Raw genomic sequence first — 17330 nt, 5'->3', positions numbered from 1 at the left:
GAGTATCGTTTCGACCTCAGCCTGACGGCAGGCGAGGGGAAGATTACGGCTCGCTATGGTCCATCGTTCGCCATTACGAAGAGCTGGCTGCCTATCAACATTGAGCCTACGCTCTCTGCTCATAATGCAAGGGCGCTAGGCGAGTGACGCTTCAACAGGGACTGGCCTTCGGCCTTGTCGGGCTGACAATCGGCGCCTTCATCTGGGGTCGGTTTCGGTATGACCTGGTCGCGGTCGTGGCGCTGGTTGCGGGATTGGTGATCGGCATCATCCCCGCCGAGGCTGCGTTTGACGGTTTCAAGAACGACGTCACAGTCATCATCGCTTGCGCGCTGATCGTGTCGGCGGCGTTCGCCCGATCGGGGGTCATTGAACTCGCGATGCGGCGGGTGATACCGCTGCTAAAGACTGAGCGCTCTCAGGTCCCGGTTCTGACCGGCGCTGTGACGTTGCTTTCCATGGCGACGAAGAATGTCGGCGCACTGGCGATCATGATGCCGGTGGCGCTTCAGGTGGCGCGCCAGACGAAGTCGTCTCCCTCACGGCTCCTGATGCCGATGGCTTTCGGCGCCATGGCGGGCGGCATGGTCACCCTGGTCGGGACCGCTCCGAACATCATCGTCGCCGAAGTGCGCCAAGGCATCGTTGGCGAACCCTTCGCCATGTTTGACTACGCACCAGTGGGCTTAGCGCTCACACTGATCGCCTTGGCGTTTTTGGCGTTCGGCTATCGCCTGTTGCCCCGCGATCGACAGGGCGCAACGTCGATGAGCGCGGCCTTGGCCGCCAATGCCTATGCCACGGAAGTCAGGGCGCCTGAAGGCTGGGCTCCGGGATCTATGACCGTGTCCGCTCTCGGCGCCCTCGGCGACGGCGAGGTCAAGATCATGGCGCTGATCCGTTCAGGGAAACGGCGGCTGAGTCCCAGAGGCAATGTCGTCGTCAAAGCGGGTGACGCGCTGCTGATCGAGGGCGAGCAGCAGGCGCTGGAGGGCTTCGTCAGTCGGGCTCAGATGAATCTCATCCGCGATGACCGCCCGGTTCCCATAGCGACCGCATCGGAGGAGATTGCGATCGTAGAGGCGGTCATAGGCCGAAACTCCCCGCTACAAGGGCAGTCTGTTCGAAGCTCGGATCTATACGGCCAGCACGGGATCAATCTGCTGGGCGTGTCGCGAAGCGGCTTTCAACTCACCCAGCATCTGCGGACGGCAAAACTGGCGCCCGGCGATATCATCCTGCTCCAAGGCGCCGAACAGGCGCTGCCGGTCGCGCTGAGGGCGCTGGATTTACTGCCACTGGCGGAGCGTCAGGTTCAACTCGGAAGCGTGCGCAGGCGGTTCATGCCGGCTGTTGTTCTTGCGTGCGCCATGACCCTCGTTGGCCTTGGCTTGGTTCCAGTCGCCGTCGCCTTCTTCGGCGCCGCCGTCGTCATCGTCGCATTGGGCGGCCTGAAGATGCGTGAGGCCTATGCCGCCCTCGATGGACCCCTGCTTGTTCTGATCGCAGCCCTCATTCCCGTCTCGGACGCGATCCAATCCACGGGAGGGTCCGACCTGATCGCGGGACTGCTTCGCCACGTGTTCACAGGCTTGCCGGGCGTTGTCGCGATCACCGGAGTGATGCTCGCCTCAATGGCGGTTACGCCCTTCCTGAACAATGCGGCGACCGTTCTGATCGTCGCCCCGATCGGTGCGACGCTGGCCAAGCAGCTTGGCTACAATCCAGACCCGTTCCTGATGGCGGTCGCGGTGGGCGCCGCGTGCGACTTCCTGACGCCCATCGGTCACCAGTGCAACACGCTGGTTATGGGACCTGGCGGCTATAAGTTTTCTGATTATCCCAGACTGGGCGCGCCTTTGAGCGCGCTCGTTCTGGTCACGGGGCCCTCGCTCATCTTGCTGTTTTGGCCTCTTTGATTGGCTCGAGGCCATGAGATAGCGTTGAACAGATAGGTCAGGATTATAGCTTCCGGCTGTTCGCCGGCTCGATATCCCGAGCCGCTCATGAGGGCCTGCCAGCCTCATAGCGCGGCTTCGAAGAGGCCGAAGTGTCGCGAGGCTGCATCAAAACTGCGAGGCGTTCGACAGCTTCAGCCATCGCCAGTCGTTCGCTGTGTGGAAGTTCAGCCAAGGCGGCGAGAAAGCCGTCGCCAAGCAGGCCCGGGGACGTCTGCAATGCCTGCCGCCCCGCGTCGGTCAAACGCACATGGACGACGCGGCGATCCACGGTGGAGCGATAGCGGGCGGCCATGCCCTTGGCTTCGAGCTTGTCCAGCACGGCGACGACGGTCGGCGCCGACATGGAAACGTCCCGCGATATCGCGCTGGTGCTGACTTCACCCAATGCGCGGATGGATTGCAGCACAAGGAGCTGCGGCAGCGTCAGACCGGTCAGTCGTGAAACCTCTCGAGACCGAACATCGATCGCCTGGGCGATGCGACGGACCGATCGGACAAGGGATGCGGTGGCGTCAACCGCCGCTTCAGGGCTTGGCTCAAGGGAAATATCGGCCATTCGGGTTGAACTCTTTCGTGCCCTAACCATTTGTACCCGCTGCTTCCACAATTCAAGGAGGACCCATGTGCGGTCTTAGCGGCGAGATCAATTTCGACGGACGACCGGCCGATGCCGGCGCCGTTCAACGCATGACCGATGCGCTCTCGCCCCGTGGACCGGATGGCTCCGGCATTGTTATGCGCGGCTCGGTGGGGCTGGGTCACCGCCGATTAAAGATCATCGACCTGAGTGAGAAAGCTCAGCAGCCGATGGTGGACCCCGACCTGGGCGTGACCCTGGCGTTCAACGGCTGCATCTACAACTATCCCGAACTGCGCGAAGAGCTGCAGGGGATGGGGTTCCGCTTCTTCTCGCACGGCGACACCGAGGTCATCATCAAGGCCTGGAAGGCGTGGGGGGAAGCCTGCGTCGAGCGGTTCAAGGGCATGTTCGCCTTCGTGCTGCATGAGCGCGACACCGGCCGCACCGTGATCGCCCGCGACCGCTTCGGCATCAAGCCGCTGTATTTGGCCGAACAGAGCAAGCGTCTGCGCTTCGCCTCGACCCTGCCGGCCCTGCTGGCGGCGGGCGACGTGGACAAGACCATCGATCCCGTCGGCCTGCACCACTACATGACCTTCCATGCGGTGGTGCCGCCGCCGCACACCATCCTGACGGGCGTCAAGAAGTTCCCGCCGGCCACCATCCGCGTGATCGAGGCGGATGGGCGGGCCAAGGACCGGCTCTACTGGCAGCCCGACATGACCCGCCATGCTGAGGACGCGGTCCTGACGGCCGAGGATTGGCGCGACCGGGTCCTGGACAGTCTGCGCGAAGCCGTGAAGCGCCGCATGGTCGCCGACGTGCCGGTGGGCGTACTGCTGTCGGGCGGAGTGGACTCCAGTCTGATCGTCGGTCTGCTGGCCGAACTGGGTCAAAAGGACCTGATGACCTTCTCGGTCGGTTTCGAAGAGGCCAATGGCGAGAAGGGTGACGAGTTCGTCTATTCCGACCTGATCGCCAAACATTACGGGACCAAGCATCACCAGATCTTCGTGCCTCACCAGCGGCTGATGGAGGCCCTGCCGGGCACCATCGGCGCCATGTCGGAACCGATGGTCTCTTACGACAACGTCGGCTTCTACCTGCTGAGCCAAGAAGTCTCGAAAGATATCAAGGTGGTGCAGTCCGGCCAGGGCGCCGACGAGGTGTTCGCCGGATATCACTGGTATCCGCCGATGCTGGGCGCGACCGATCCGGTCGAAACCTACGCCAAGGCCTTCTTCGACCGCAGCCATGCCACGCTGAAGACCCAGCTGAACGGCGCCTATATGGCCGACACCGACGTCAGCCGCGCCCTGGTCGAGGCCCATTTCGCGCAAGGCCGCGCGGCGACGCCGGTCGACCAAGCCCTGCGTCTGGACAGCCAGGTGATGCTGGTCGACGACCCGGTGAAGCGGGTCGACAACATGACCATGGCCTGGGGTCTGGAGGCGCGCGTGCCCTTCCTCGACCACGAACTGGTCGAACTGGCAGGCCGCATCCCGCCCGAGCACAAGCTGGCGCAAGGCGGCAAGGGCGTGCTGAAAGAGGCGGCGCGTCTGGTGATCCCCTCCAAGGTCATCGATCGCAAGAAGGGCTATTTCCCCGTGCCCGCGCTGAAATACATCCAGGGTCCATATCTGGAGATGGTGCGCGAGGCCCTGACCAACCAGGCGGCGCGCGACCGCGGGCTGTTCGACCGTGGCTATCTGGACACCCTGTTCGCCAATCCCACCGAGCACATCACGCCCCTTCGCGGCTCCGAGCTCTGGCAGGTCGCAGTCCTGGAAATGTGGATGCAGCAGCATGGCGTCTGATATCCGCCCCGAGCGATCAAAGGCGCATCGGCTGAAACGTCTGCGGCACGAGGGCCTGAAGCCCCCGGTGCAGTCGGGCGACGGACCGACCCCAGATGCCGTGCTGGATTGCGGCTGGGGCCGACTGCTGTTCGCCCAGACCTTCGAGACGGCCGAGCCGTTGGTCGAGGCCCTGCGCGCCGAGGGGCCGGACCGGCGCGACATCGCCTTCTATGTTCGCAATCCGCACGTCCTGCTCGCCTCGGCGCCGCAGGAGTTGTTCCTGGATCCGTCGCACACCTATCGGCTGGAACTGGCGACCTATCGCACCAGCCGACGTCAGCCCCGAGGCTTCACCGTGCGCCGTCTGACGTCGGAAACGGATGCGCAGGCGGTCAACGACATCTACGCCAAGCGCAAGATGGTGCCGGTCCCGCCTGACTTCTTCTGGTCGCATCGGGACGACCGGACCCTGACCTATTTCGTGGCCGAGGACACTGTGACGGGGGCTGTGATCGGCACCGTGACGGGCGTCAACCACGCCCGCGCCTTTCAGGATCCGGAATGCGGCTCTTCGCTGTGGTGCCTGGCGGTCGATCCCCAGGCGACCCAGCCGGGCGTCGGCGAGGCCCTGGTTCGGCGTCTGGCCGAACATTTCAAGACCCAAGGCCTGGCGCACATGGACCTGTCGGTCATGCACGACAACGACCAGGCCATCGCCCTGTACGAAAAGCTGGGTTTCCGTCGCGTCTCCTTCTTCGGGGTCAAGCGCAAGAACCCAATCAACGAGGCCCTGTTCGTTGGCCCGACCGACGACCACGACCTGAACCCCTATGCCCGGATCATCGTCGACGAGGCGCGTCGTCGCGGCATCCACACCGAGATCATCGACGGTGAGGGCGGGCTGTTTCGCCTGAACTGGGGCGGCCGGTCGGTCAGATGTCGCGAAAGTCTGTCGGAATTGGCCTCGGCCGTCGCGCTCAGCATCTGCGACGACAAGCGGATGACGCGACGCATCGTCGAGGCGGCCGGCGTGCGCGTTCCCGAGAGGATCGATCCCGAAAGCCCGTCGGCCATCGATGCGGCGCTGAGCAAGTTTGGCGCCCTGGTCGTCAAACCGGCGCGGGGCGAGCAGGGGCAAGGCGTCGCGGTCGGCCTGACGACGATGAGCGAGGTCCAGACGGCTCTGGTCCGGGCGCGCCGCATCTGTTCCGAGGTTTTGGTCGAGGAACAGATTCAGGGCGAAGACCTCCGGCTGGTGGTGATCGACTACAAAGTCGTCGCCTGCGCCCTGCGTCGTCCGCCGCGCGTCGTCGGCGACGGGCGCTCGACCTTGCGCGCCCTTATCGAACACCAAAGCCGTCGTCGCGCCGCCGCCACCGGTGGGGAATCGACCATCCCCATCGACGCCGAGACCGAGCGCACCCTGGCCGAGGCCGGTTATCGCCTGGACGACGTGGCGCCGGACGGTGAGGAGATCCTGGTTCGCAAGGCCGCCAACCTGCATCTGGGCGGCACCATCCATGACGTGACGGAAGAGGTGCATCCCGCGCTGATCCGCGCCGCCATCGCCGCCGCGCGCGCCATCGACATTCCGGTCACCGGCATCGACCTGATGGTGAAGTCGCCGCGCGAACCCGACTACGCCTTCATCGAGGCGAACGAGCGCCCCGGCCTGGCCAACCACGAACCCCAACCGACTGCCGAGCGTTTCGTGGACCTGCTCTTTCCACTGTCCGCGCCGGCCGCTGCACGGACATTTCCGCGATCCGAAGCCTGAAGGAGGCCCCTTGGCCCGCCCCGCGATAGACCTCGACTACCTGAAGGCCCGTTTGGCCGACCTGCTGAACACGCCCAGCCCGACCGGCTACACGGACGAGGCGGTCTGGCTCTTGTGCCGAGAACTCGAGCGGCTGGGCCTCGACTATGAGATGACCCGCCGCGGCGCCCTTCGCGCACGCTTGCCGGGCCGGACGCCAAAACCGGCGCGCGCCATCGTCGCCCACGTCGACACCCTGGGCGCGCAGGTCAAACAGGTGAAGGCGAACGGCCGGCTGGAGTTGGTCGCGATCGGTCACTGGTCGTCGCGTTTTGCCGAGGGCGCGCGGGCGACGATCTTCTCCGAGGGCGGCGCCTATCGCGGCACCATCCTGCCGTTGAAGGCGTCGGGCCATACTTTCAACGAAGAGGTCGACACCCAGCCGGTGAACTGGGCCCAGGTCGAACTGCGCATCGACGCCGTGACCCACGGCCGCGAAGACACCCTGGCCCTGGGCGTGGATGTCGGCGACATCGTCGCCATCGATCCGCAGCCCGAGTTCATCGATACCGGCTTCGTCGTCTCGCGCCATCTGGACGACAAGGCGGGCGTCGCCACCCTTTTGGCCGCGCTGGAATGCATGATCCGCGAAGATCGCACGCCGACGGTCGATACCTGGTGGCTGTTCACGATCGCCGAGGAGGTCGGGCTGGGAGCCTCGTCGGTGCTGATTCCGGATGTCGCCGCCATGGTGACGGTCGACAATGGCACGACCGCACCGGGTCAGAACTCTTCGGAGTTCGGCGTCACCATCGCCATGGCCGACCAGACAGGACCCTTCGACTGGCACCTGTCACGCAAACTGGTTCAACTGGCCCGCGACCACGACATCCCGCACCAGAAGGACGTCTTCCGATACTATCGCTCGGACTCGGCCTCGGCCCTGGAAGCCGGCGCCGACATCCGGACGGCCTTGGTCACCTTCGGCATCGACGCCAGCCACGGCTATGAACGCATTCACGAAAGCGCGCTGGAAAACCTGTCTCGCCTGCTGATCGCCTATGCCGAAAGCGACGTCGAAATCAGCCGAGATGCCAAATCGCTGAGCGGGGCAAAGGGCTTCACGCACCAGCCTGTCGGCGAAGAGGTGGATTAGCGCGTCAAGCGGTCGCACATTCGCGCAGCCTACCGAAACTCACGTAAGGAATGTCGGCTTGAGGCAGCGTTCGAAATGTCCGCTCCTGGCGCATCGTAGCCCAGCGCTTGGACCGCCGGCGGATCCCTTACTTGTCCACCGGCTGATCAGGATCCGGGATGTACCGAATGATCCGATCACCCACGTATACCAGCACGGCACCCACCATGAAACCGATCACGACCTGATGATCCATAAAGCGGGCTCCCATCAGGGCCAAGACCCCGATCATTACGAAGGCCACGCCCGTATAGCTGAAGTTTCGCGCCCACATGGTGATCCATATCGCTTGTTGATGAGGGGCCAAACGCATGCGCAACCTTTCAATTTCGGGGGGACGATTGGGGGATGATGGGAGCGCGAAGAGAGATTTTCGCGGCCATGGCCAGCGCTAGCCAAAGCAAGACTACAATCGCTAACGATTGGAATCCGGCTCTTCAATGGGTGCAATCCGGACGATCTCGGCTTCTGGAAGCGCGCCTAGTTCCTTCAAGTCTTGAAGGGCCCCGCTGTATTCAGCGAAGTACTCTCCAAGCCTTCATCCCGCCAATCCTAGGAAGGGGCGGCAGCTGCGGAGGAGGGGGCGCGCTCTCTAAAAGGGCCAGTTGCTCAGTCATTAACTAAATCCAGCCCGAAGAGCGGTCAGGCTCCGCTCAAAGGTCTCATCCCAGACCTTGCTATGACGAGGGGCGAAGTATGCGCCAGCATAGTGGAACGGCATGTCATGACCGGAGTTCGAGTCCAGGGATTCAGGCACCTGAGTCCAGACATTGGAGAACGAAAGCCGCGTCAGCGGGAGAATCCGGCGATTAGGGAAAACTGACAGCAACACTTTCGAACTTGGGCGGCCTTCGCATAATATATCTTAGGCGATAACGCGATGTCGTTGTTCAGCGCCGCAGACGGCTCTCTTGAGCTTGGCTTTGAATGGTCACTGCCGCTTCAGCCGGTTCGGGCTGTCGTGTCAGACCCACGCCTTTCAGCCAAAGCTTCAGGGCTTCCCAATGGATCGCCGCCACCACCTTGAACGTCATCAAGGGAATCGCAGCCGTCGCGGCGGCGATGTTGCGATCTTCCAACCGTTCCCGCTTCGCCGCCATGGCGGCCGTGATCAGCAAGCCTTCGGCATCTAGCCCATCGATGGTCATGTCCAGGCGATCGCCCGGCGTATGGCCACGGAAACGGTAATCCATCTCCATGCCCATGAATGGCGACACATAGAGCGCCTTAGCCGCGCCCTGACGAATGACGCCTGCGGCCTGATCTTCGATCGGGATCGGAATGACATAGGCGTGGCGGATGCCGAAGGTGCTGGTCACCTCGTACACCATGGCGGCCAACCGTCCGTCCGGCGAATGGCAGTAGTAGATGCTGATGGGGTTGAATACGAAGCCAAGAACGCGCGGCATGGTTAATAGTCGGACAGCTCCGCCCTCAAGATCGATGCCGGCTTGAGCCATCCACGCGTCCACCTGAGGACGCAGCGGACGTGAACCGTCTCCGTAATCCTTGTCGTGGAAGGACAACAGATTGAAATGATTGCGCGAAAACAGTCGCAGGCGCGCAGTCACGTCATCGATTTCCGAAAGGTTGAGCAGGAGCCAGAAGACGCGATAGTTCAGCTTATGGATCTTAGGGCGAAGGCGTCGGTGCATGACCCGGCCGCGATAAAGGGCCGAGCTGAGTGTCACGCGGCACGTTCCAGCTGCGCGCCCATAGGTGTCGTCAAATGAATGCGCCCGCTTTCGTTTGCGACGGACCAAGGGCGACGCACGCTGCCAAGCTGCTCCGCGACCGCAAGCCCCGATTGCAAGCCGTCCTCGTGGAATCCCGCGCCGAAGTGGGCCCCGCAGAACCAGACGCCACCCTGCCCTTGCAGGCTCCACAAATGCTTTTGAGCCTGTATGGCGGCGGGATCGAAGATGGGGTGCTCGTACAGTTCGCTACGCAAAATCGTGTCGGCGCGCGGCGGACGCGGCGGATTAAGCGTGACGAACAGGTCGTCGCCCGGCAGACCTTGCAGTCGGTTCATCCAATAGGTGACGCAGAGGCCGTCATCCGCGCCGATATAGTTCCAGCTGGCCCAGGCGCGACGGCGATGCGGCATCAGCCCGGCGTCGGTATGCAGGACGGTCAGATTTCGGCTGTACCGGAAAGCGCCGAGCAGCGCCTTCTCGCGCGCCGTCGGTTCGGCCAGCATCGCCAGAGCCTGGTCGGCATGGGCCCCGATCACAACCTGGTCGTAGCGCTCGACGCCGCCTTGGCTGTCGTGAACGAAGACGCCCTGGTCGCTACGCCGCACGGAAGTGACGCCCTGGTCCAAACGAATGTCCTGGATCGCGCGGGCGAGATGTTCGACATAGACGCGGCTGCCACCCTCGACGGTGCGCCACAGCGGGCGCCCCACAAGTTTCAGCAAGCCGTGATTGCCGCAGAAACGGATGAAGGACTCGGCCGGATAGTCCATCAGCGTGTGCGCCGGCGATGACCAGATCGCGGCGGCCATCGGCAACAGGTGATCGTCGCGGAACGCCTCGCTGAACCCCTCCCGCTTCAGATAGTCGCCAAGCGTCAGCGAGGAATCGGACATCGCAGCCAAATCCTTTGGCGCGTCGCGATAAAAGCGCAGGATTTCGCTCAGCATCGACCAGAAGCGAGGACGCAAGGCATTGCGACGCTGAGCAAACAAGCCTGGCGCGGCATATTCGAACTGTCCGTCATCCAGCGAGACAGCAAACGACATATCTGTCGCACGTGTCGCGATCCCCAAATGCTCGAACAGGGCGATCAGATTGGGGTAGGTCGCGTCATTGAAGCAGATGAAGCCGGTGTCGACCGCGATGTCGCCGGAAGGCACGCTGGCCATCACCGTATTGGAATGCCCGCCCAAGCGGTCGCCCTTTTCGTAAAGCGTCACGTCATGACGTTTCGACAGAAGCCAGGCCGAAGACAGGGCGGCGACGCCAGATCCGACCACAGCGATCTTTTGACGTTCGGCAGAGGGCGTCGCGGACGACAGGGGCATGAAAACTCCGAAAGATACGCCGCCGCGCAATCGCTAGGGCATGAACGGATTACGGGTCGCCGTCATGTTCGGATCGCGATTGATCCAGACATTTCCGCTGAGCGTACTAGTGTTCATGCATGCCGAGCCGTTATCCTTCGCATCAACGTCATGTCGGTCCAACCGCGTGAAGGCGCTCGGCAGCTTGCCTGATCCGCTGCTGCACGATCGGCTGATCGAACAGATCGCCCTGAGGCGCGATCGTGACGCCTTCGCTGCGCTCTTCGCCTATTTCGCACCGCGGCTGAAGGCCTGGCTGATCAAGTCGGGCGCGACGCCCGGAGCGGCGGAGGACTTCGCGCAGGACGCCATGCTGACCGTGTGGCGCAAGGCCGACCTGTTTGATTCGTCCAAGGCGCGCGCCGCCACGTGGATTTTCACCATCGCTCGCAACCGTCGGCTTGACATGCTGCGCCGTGATGCGCGGCCCTTGCCAACGCCCGAAATCGAGCTGGCGGGGGACGACGTCCGCCGGCCTGATGAACTGCTGTCAATGTCGCAAGACGCGGACCGCGTGCGCGACGCTCTGGCGCGGCTCAGCGCCGATCATGTCGAGGTCCTGCGTTTGGCCTTCTTCATGGACAACTCTCATTCCGAGATCGCCAAACATCTCGGCCTGCCGCTCGGCACCGTCAAATCCCGTATTCGTAACGCCATGACCAAGCTTCGTCTGATCCTCGCGCCGTCTGAGGAGGCTGCGCGATGAAACCTCAGCGCAATCCCTCCGAGGAACGTTTGCTGGCCTATGCGGCCGGCACGCTCAGCCCGCCGGAGGCGGTGGTGATGGCGGCGCATCTGGCGATGCGGCCGGCCAATGACGCCTGGGTGCGCGACCTGCAGTCCGTCGGCGGCGAGTTCCTGAACGAGACGCCCCCCTCCCCCTTGTCGAATGATGCGCTCGCCTTGGCGATGGCGCGGATCGAGACGGATGCCGGCAAAGCCAGACATAGCGCGCCGTTGAACGACATGCCCGAGCTCCCCGAGCCGCTGCGACGCTATGCGTTGGGTCCATGGCGCTGGGTCGGGCCCGGCATGCGTGTGCGCGACGTCCATGCGCCGCGGGATGGCGATTGCCGCGTCATTCTTCTGAAGATCGAATCGGGTCGTGAGACGCCAAAACACACGCATGGCGGCCTCGAGCTGACCTGCGTCATCTCCGGCGCCTACGCGACCGAAACCGAGCGTTTCGACGTGGGCGATTTCGAAGAGGCGGACCCGGATGTGCTGCACCAACCCCGTGTCGTGTCGGACGAGCCGTGCCTGTGCGTCGTCGCGCTTGACGGTCAGATTCAGCTGGATGGGTGGGTGGGCAAGCTGATCCAGCCCTTTGTTCGCCTGTGATTGCTCTCGCGACCGTTTGGGGTGCCGCCGCCCTGTTTCTCGTCGTCGTCATGTCTACAGCATGGCTGGTCCAGAAACGAACGGGCCAGGGCGGTTGGGCGGACGCCTTCTGGTCGCTCGGACTGGGAGCGGCCGGTGTCGGCGTCGCGCTGTTTCCGATCGACGGCGCCGCTCCGCCATTGCGCCAGTATCTCGCAGCCCTGCTGATTGGCCTTTGGGGATTGCGGCTAGGATCCCACATCGCTGTTCGCGCCGCCCACGAGGAGCGCGAAGATGCTCGCTACGCACGTCTGCGAGAGGACTGGGGCGCCGGCTTTCAGGTCAAGATGTTCGGCTTCCTGATGCTGCAAGCTGGAGCCGCCGCCTTCCTGGCGCTCAGCGTGACGGCGGCGGCGCGCAACCCGGCGCCGGGCCTGACGCTTCAGGATGCCGTGGCGACACTGATCTTTGTCGGGGCCTTGGTTGGAGAAGCCGTTTCCGATCGCCAGCTGGCGGCCTTCAAACGCGATCCGGGCAACAAGGGTGGCGTCTGCGATGTCGGTATGTGGGCCTGGTCACGCCACCCCAACTATTTCTTCGAATGGGTGAGTTGGTGCGCCTGGCCGGTGTTCGCCATCAATCTGAGCGGTGAATGGCCCTGGGGTTGGCTGGCGCTGACCGGGCCGGCCTATATGTACTGGCTTCTGACCCAGGTGTCCGGCGTGCCCTTGCTGGAAGAGCATATGCGACAATCAAGACCCAAGGCGTTCGAGGCCTATGCCGCCCGCACCAACGCCTTCTTCCCTCGCCCGCCCCGGCGATGAGGCGACCTCAGTCTTTCTGAGCTGATCCCAGATGCGTTTCGCCGCGCTCTCGGGCCATCTCCATCTGCCTGTGACGCTCGGCATATCGCTGCCGCTGAATCTCGTCGCGGGCGTTGTGACAGCGCTCGCAGCTTACGCCTTCGACATAGTGCGGCGAATCACGCCCGGCCTCATCCACCGGCAGACGACATCCCCGGCACAAGGTATGAGGACCTTGGCTCAGGCCGTGCCCGACCGACACGCGTTCGTCAAAGACAAAGCACGCTCCACGCCATAGGCTCTGATCCTCATCCACCGTCTCAAGATAACGAAGGATGCCGCCTTCAAGATGGTGGACGTTCTCCACACCCTCAGCCTTCAGGAAGGCCGTCGATTTCTCACAGCGAATGCCCCCGGTGCAGTACATGGCCACGCGCTTGGCGCCGGTCTGGGCAATCAGGGCGCGACCTTCGTTTCGGAACCAGTCGGGAAAATCGCGAAAGCTGCGGGTATTGGGTTGGACGGCCCGTTCGAACGCGCCGATCTCGCCCTCATAGTCGTTGCGCGTATCGATCACCAAGGTCTCGGGATCGGCGATCAGGGCGTTCCAGTCCGTAGGCGCAACGTAGACGCCCGCCTGATTCGCAGGGTCCAGATCCGGCTGCCCCATGGTGACGATCTCGCGTTTGACGCGCACCTTCATCCGGTTGAAAGGCAGGGCGTCTGTCCAGGCGTATTTGAGCTCCAGCGTCTCGAAGCCTGGCATGGCATGGATTATGGCGAGCACCGCTGCGATTGCCGTCTCCGATCCTGCGATGGTGCCATTCAGACCTTCCGGCGCGACGAGCAGGGTTCCCCTCACCTGCCCAGCGTCGCAGACCGTTTGAAGCGTCTTGCGTACGGCTTCGGGGTCGGCCACCGGCGCGAACCGGTAGAGTGCAGCGACACGGACGGCTTGACTGGACGAGGTCTGATGGTCGGTCATGGATCAGCCCCTTGAAGGCGCCAAAGATGGCGCGCCCAGCAGGACTCGAACCTGCAACATCCCGCTTAGAAGGCGGGTGCTCTATCCGGTTGAGCTATGGGCGCCCTGGCAAGAAGTCAGGCGTCAGTGCGTCCAGGACTGCTTGCGGTTTGTGGCGAAATTGTCGGCATAGGCCTTGATGATCACCGGCGGATCGTTCGGCTCGTGCAGACGGAAGGCGATGCCGTGACGCTCGGCGTATTCGATCGCCTCTTCCTTCGATTCGAAGCTCAGCCGTACCTGGCCGTTCATGTCGGTAGAGCTGGTCCAGCCCATCAGCGGATCGATGGTGCGCGCCGACGCGGGTTCGAATTCCAGCCGCCAGTCGCGGCTCTTGGCCTTGCCCGACTGCATCGCAGTTTTGGCCGGGCGGTAGATGCGAGCCAACATGGCGAAATCCTCAGTGACGGCGGGGTCTGTGACCCTGCCATAACGCGCGCTGGACATATGATCCAGCGGCCTTCCGTTGGTCGGGGCGAGAGGATTCGAACCTCCGACCCTCTGGTCCCAAACCAGATGCGCTACCAGGCTGCGCTACACCCCGGACCGAACGGAGCGCTCTATTGGCACTTCGTGACGCGATCCGCAATCAAGGCTTGAAATAAGGATGTAAAACTTTGTCGCCAGGCTTGGCGTTGATTTCGGCCGCCCGCCCTGCCCGCAGTTCCAAGACGCCGTTGGCGCCGCCATTGGAAGGGATCGGCGCCTCGGAGAACGGCGTGGCGTGCGAGGCAATGGAGACGATCCGGCCCTGCGGATCGATATAAAGGATGTCCAGCGAACTGGGCGTGTTGCGCATCCAGAAGCTTTGCTCGCGCGGCGCTTCGCCCGGCCATTGGAACAGCATGCCGCGGTCGGCTTCGAGCGGCGGACGGAACATCAGTCCGCGTTGACGTTCGGGCTCTTCGTCGGCGATTTCGACCCAGAACTGATGCTCGCCCGACGTGGTCACGACGGCCAGCTTCTGCAGCGGCTCGCCATTGGGGCCGACTGGCGCCTTGGCCGCGCATCCGGCGAGAGCGAGCATAACCAAGCCCGCCATTGCAAAACGTCTCGTCGCCTTGATCATACGCCTCTCCTGGGCGCTCGATCAGTCGCCCGTTCTAATGTCGGCAACCACCAGACCTTTGGGCCCGTTGGCGAATCGCACCCGCACCGCATCGCCAGGAATCAGATCATCCAGGCCGCAACGACGCAGGGTTTCGATGTGGACGAAGATATCGCCCGGCTCACGATCACGCACGACGAATCCGTAGCCCTTGGTGCGATTGAACCATTTGACCAGGGCGGTCTCCAGCTGTTCGTCACTTTCGGCGACCGGGCGCGGCGGCGGCGAAGTCACGGGTCGACGCACGGCAGGCGTCGCTTCGCCCTCGCCCAGATCATGGATCTCAATCGTCTGCCAACCCTTGGCGCGCTTGACGCAGTCGCAGGTGATGGTCGCGCCTTCTTCGGCCGCGTCACGGCCGATGTCACGCAGGCTGCTGATGTGCAGCAAAACGTCTCTCGTTTCGGTCAAGGTCGGATCGTCAGGGACGATGAAACCGTAGCCCTTGACGGCGTCGAACCACTTCACGCGCCCAGTGACGCGAACGGTCTGCGCCGTTTCCGTCTCTCTAAAGTCAGACACTTAAACACCCCCGCCCGCGCCTCCAGCGGACTCGTTTTATATTTAACACCGTTCCGCGAAATTTTGAAAAGCGGAAAATGCGCGTTAATGCGGAAGCTTGCGTTTGGGGGAGTGGAGACGCGCATCGTAAGCGCTGGCGAATGCCCGCCAGTCTTGTGTGCAATATGGGTAAGGCTGCTTGCCGGGAGCCGCAAAGGCTCAACCATGTCCTGCCCGCGTGGCAGTCCCTAGGGGAGTCGAACCCCTCTTTTCAGGTTGAAAACCTGACGTCCTAACCGATAGACGAAGGGACCGCTGCGCGGGAGAGCCGGCGATATAGCCGCGCCCTCGGGGCCGTGCAAGCGTGGATTTTCAGTTTTTTGGAAGCCGTCGTCAGATCATTCGAGGATCGGCGACATCCTCGATCTCGAACTGCACGCCCTTGCGGCCATTCCAGTCGTCAGCCTTCAACCGGCCCACGACGCTCAGCCCGCCCTGCCCGGACAGCAAGGCCTGGCCCGTCGGCAGATCGGCGCAGCGCCAGGCGATGGCCTTGACCGAAGCGCCATCCGGACCGACCAGCCGGCATCGCACATGACCGCCGTTCATGGCGACGGGTTCGCGGGCCTGAACGCCGCTCAGGGCGAAGCTGGGTTCAGGGTTGGCGGGGCCGAATGGGGCCAGACGCTCGAACGATTCGAAAAGATCGCGCGTCGCCGCCGACGGGTCGATCAGCGCGTCGATCTCCAGCACATCTTGGGCGACAGCTTCGACCCTTTCGGTAGCGAGTCTCTCGTTCAAGAAGGCGGTCAGTTCGGGCACGCGCGCACCTTCCATCGTCAGGCCCGCCGCCATGGCATGACCGCCGCCAGCGAGCAGGATCCCGCTCTCCCAGGCCGCCTGGATCGCGCGTCCCAAGTTCATGCCTGGCTGGGACCGGCCTGAGCCCTTTCCGAGACCGGTGACGGGATCGACGCCGATGACGATCACCGGCTTGCGCCAGCGTTCGCGAAGCCGGCCGGCGACGATCCCGACGACACCTGGATGCCAGTCCTCGCCTGCGACCACGACGACCGCGCTTTCGTCGGCATGGGCGCCGGTCGCCTCGACCCGACGAACGGCCGCGTCGGTCACGGCCCGCTCCACATCGCGCCGCGAGAGATTCAGTGCATCGAGTTCGATCGCCAGGGCCTCGGCCTCGGCCGGGTCGTCCGTAGACAGCAGCCGCGCGCCCAGATCGGAGCGACCGATGCGTCCTCCCGCATTGATGCGCGGTCCCAGGATGAAACCGGCATGATTGCTCTTGGCCGGTCCCGGTTCGGCGCCGGCCGCCGCCAGAAGCGCACGCAGACCCGGATTACGCCAGTCGCTCATGACCTTGAGACCAAGGCTAATGAGCGCGCGATTGAAGCCGGTCAGACCGGTCACGTCGCAGATCGCGCCCAGGGCCGCCAGATCCAGCCATTGACGAATGTCCGGCTCGGGCCTCTCGGCGAACAGGCCCTGACGCCGCCCCTCCCGGTTCAGCGCCGCCAGAAGGACGAACACGACGCCTGCCGCCGCCAGATTTCCCTGACCCGAGGTGCAGCCCGGCCGGTTTGGGTTGACGACCGCCAACGCCCTCGGCGGCTCGCTGCGCATCAGGTGGTGATCGATAACGACGACGTTAAGGGCGATGGCGGCCGCATGGGCCAGGGCTTCGTTCGCCGCAGCCCCGCAATCCACCGTGATGACCAGATCGGCGCCCGACGCCTTCAACGTATCGAAGGCCTTGGCGCTGGGGCCGTAACCTTCGGTCATCCGGTCCGGAACATAGATCGACAGTTCGTGGCCCATCGCCCTAAACCAACGCACCAGCAGCGCCGCGCTTGAGGCGCCGTCCACGTCGTAATCGGCGAACACATGAATGTTCGCCTTGGCCTGAAGCGTGTTCAGGATCGCTTCGGCGGCTGCGTCCATATCCATAAAGCTGGACGGGTCGGGAAACAGGGAACGCAGGGTCGGGGTAAGGAAATCTTGGCCCTGGTCTGAGCGCACACCCCGCGAGGCCAGGGCCCGGGCCAGCGGTTCTTCCAGGTTCAGGGTTTGCATGTGCGCGCGCGTCGTGGCGGCGTCGGCCGGACGTTGACGCCAGGCGCGCCCGGACAGGGACCGAGACACGCCGAGAAATGCGTTCAGTGTCTTTGCGCCGCCGTCGTCTGCCATCAGCGCGTTATCGC

General features: G+C 63.7%; 16 protein-coding genes and 3 tRNA genes. 7 read left to right on the top strand and 12 right to left on the bottom strand.

Annotation, left to right across the window (positions count from 1 at the left end):
* Positions 1–143: 143 nt before the first annotated feature.
* Entirely contained in the window at positions 144–1919 is a 1776-nt protein-coding gene (locus JX001_RS10225) for an SLC13 family permease (protein ID WP_205680989.1), read from the top strand.
* A gap of 85 nt (positions 1920–2004) precedes the next feature.
* Here JX001_RS10225 and JX001_RS10220 read toward each other — a convergent pair whose 3' ends face one another.
* On the bottom strand, positions 2005–2517 hold the full coding sequence (locus tag JX001_RS10220; RefSeq protein ID WP_205680988.1) for a MarR family winged helix-turn-helix transcriptional regulator: 513 nt from the start codon (positions 2515–2517) through the stop codon (positions 2005–2007).
* Positions 2518–2582: 65 nt separating this feature from the next.
* On the opposite strand from JX001_RS10220, the gene JX001_RS10215 reads away from it, so the two are divergent.
* From JX001_RS10215 to JX001_RS10205, 3 genes are read left to right on the top strand one after another with little or no spacing between them, the layout of a single operon-like run.
* Positions 2583–4358 carry an N-acetylglutaminylglutamine amidotransferase gene (locus tag JX001_RS10215; RefSeq protein ID WP_205680987.1) on the top strand — a complete coding sequence of 592 codons (1776 nt, stop codon included), beginning with the start codon at positions 2583–2585 and terminating at the stop codon, positions 4356–4358.
* Positions 4348–6117, top strand: coding sequence for an N-acetylglutaminylglutamine synthetase (gene ngg, locus JX001_RS10210; RefSeq protein WP_205680986.1), 1770 nt, complete (start codon positions 4348–4350; stop codon positions 6115–6117). The genes JX001_RS10215 and ngg overlap by 11 nt, the downstream gene beginning before the upstream one ends.
* A gap of 10 nt (positions 6118–6127) precedes the next feature.
* On the top strand, positions 6128–7252 hold the full coding sequence (locus JX001_RS10205; protein WP_205680985.1) for an osmoprotectant NAGGN system M42 family peptidase: 1125 nt from the start codon (positions 6128–6130) through the stop codon (positions 7250–7252).
* 127 nt (positions 7253–7379) lie between these two features.
* Here the strand turns inward: JX001_RS10205 and JX001_RS10200 are convergent, their stop codons facing one another.
* The 3 genes from JX001_RS10200 to JX001_RS10190 all read right to left on the bottom strand — a co-directional run bounded on the left by JX001_RS10200 (position 7380) and on the right by JX001_RS10190 (position 10316).
* Positions 7380–7604 carry a hypothetical protein gene (locus tag JX001_RS10200; protein WP_205680984.1) on the bottom strand — a complete coding sequence of 75 codons (225 nt, stop codon included), beginning with the start codon at positions 7602–7604 and terminating at the stop codon, positions 7380–7382.
* 577 nt (positions 7605–8181) lie between these two features.
* Entirely contained in the window at positions 8182–9054 is an 873-nt protein-coding gene (locus JX001_RS10195; protein ID WP_241004606.1) for a DUF1365 domain-containing protein, read from the bottom strand.
* The gene (locus tag JX001_RS10190; RefSeq protein WP_205680983.1) at positions 8979–10316 is read right to left on the bottom strand and encodes an NAD(P)/FAD-dependent oxidoreductase; all 1338 of its coding nucleotides are present in this window, start codon (positions 10314–10316) and stop codon (positions 8979–8981) included. The genes JX001_RS10195 and JX001_RS10190 overlap by 76 nt, the downstream gene beginning before the upstream one ends.
* A 184-nt stretch (positions 10317–10500) precedes the next feature.
* Between JX001_RS10190 and JX001_RS10185 the strand changes: the two genes are divergently transcribed.
* From JX001_RS10185 to JX001_RS10175, 3 genes are read left to right on the top strand one after another with little or no spacing between them, the layout of a single operon-like run.
* Positions 10501–11061 (top strand): sigma-70 family RNA polymerase sigma factor, encoded by a 561-nt coding sequence (locus JX001_RS10185; RefSeq protein WP_184279085.1) that lies wholly within the window; start codon positions 10501–10503, stop codon positions 11059–11061.
* Positions 11058–11696, top strand: a complete 639-nt coding sequence (gene chrR / locus JX001_RS10180; RefSeq protein WP_205680982.1) for a cadmium/peroxide/UV radiation responsive anti-sigma factor ChrR — start codon at positions 11058–11060, stop codon at positions 11694–11696. Before JX001_RS10185 ends, chrR begins: the two co-directional genes overlap by 4 nt.
* A 50-nt stretch (positions 11697–11746) precedes the next feature.
* Positions 11747–12499, top strand: coding sequence for a DUF1295 domain-containing protein (locus tag JX001_RS10175; RefSeq protein WP_205680981.1), 753 nt, complete (start codon positions 11747–11749; stop codon positions 12497–12499).
* A gap of 7 nt (positions 12500–12506) precedes the next feature.
* Here JX001_RS10175 and trhO read toward each other — a convergent pair whose 3' ends face one another.
* The 8 genes from trhO to recJ form a co-directional block, all read right to left on the bottom strand.
* Positions 12507–13463 carry an oxygen-dependent tRNA uridine(34) hydroxylase TrhO gene (trhO, locus tag JX001_RS10170; RefSeq protein ID WP_205680980.1) on the bottom strand — a complete coding sequence of 319 codons (957 nt, stop codon included), beginning with the start codon at positions 13461–13463 and terminating at the stop codon, positions 12507–12509.
* A gap of 27 nt (positions 13464–13490) precedes the next feature.
* A tRNA-Arg gene (locus tag JX001_RS10165) sits at positions 13491–13567 on the bottom strand.
* Between the two features lie 19 nt (positions 13568–13586).
* Entirely contained in the window at positions 13587–13892 is a 306-nt protein-coding gene (locus JX001_RS10160) for an ETC complex I subunit (RefSeq protein WP_039245189.1), read from the bottom strand.
* A 77-nt stretch (positions 13893–13969) separates the two neighbouring features.
* A tRNA-Pro gene (locus JX001_RS10155) sits at positions 13970–14046 on the bottom strand.
* 45 nt (positions 14047–14091) lie between these two features.
* On the bottom strand, positions 14092–14571 hold the full coding sequence (locus JX001_RS10150) for a DUF192 domain-containing protein (RefSeq protein ID WP_205680979.1): 480 nt from the start codon (positions 14569–14571) through the stop codon (positions 14092–14094).
* Between the two features lie 21 nt (positions 14572–14592).
* On the bottom strand, positions 14593–15132 hold the full coding sequence (locus JX001_RS10145; protein WP_205680978.1) for a cold-shock protein: 540 nt from the start codon (positions 15130–15132) through the stop codon (positions 14593–14595).
* A gap of 218 nt (positions 15133–15350) precedes the next feature.
* Positions 15351–15425, bottom strand: a tRNA-Glu gene (locus tag JX001_RS10140).
* Between the two features lie 79 nt (positions 15426–15504).
* The gene (recJ, locus tag JX001_RS10135) at positions 15505–17316 is read right to left on the bottom strand and encodes a single-stranded-DNA-specific exonuclease RecJ (protein WP_205680977.1); all 1812 of its coding nucleotides are present in this window, start codon (positions 17314–17316) and stop codon (positions 15505–15507) included.
* Between the last annotated feature and the right edge of the window lie 14 nt (positions 17317–17330).

It is taken from the genome of Brevundimonas fontaquae, from assembly GCF_017086445.1.
Taxonomy (GTDB): Bacteria; Pseudomonadota; Alphaproteobacteria; order Caulobacterales; family Caulobacteraceae; genus Brevundimonas; species Brevundimonas fontaquae.
The sequence above is the reverse complement of the archived record's forward strand: the minus strand, read 5'-3'. Positions and strand labels throughout refer to the sequence as shown.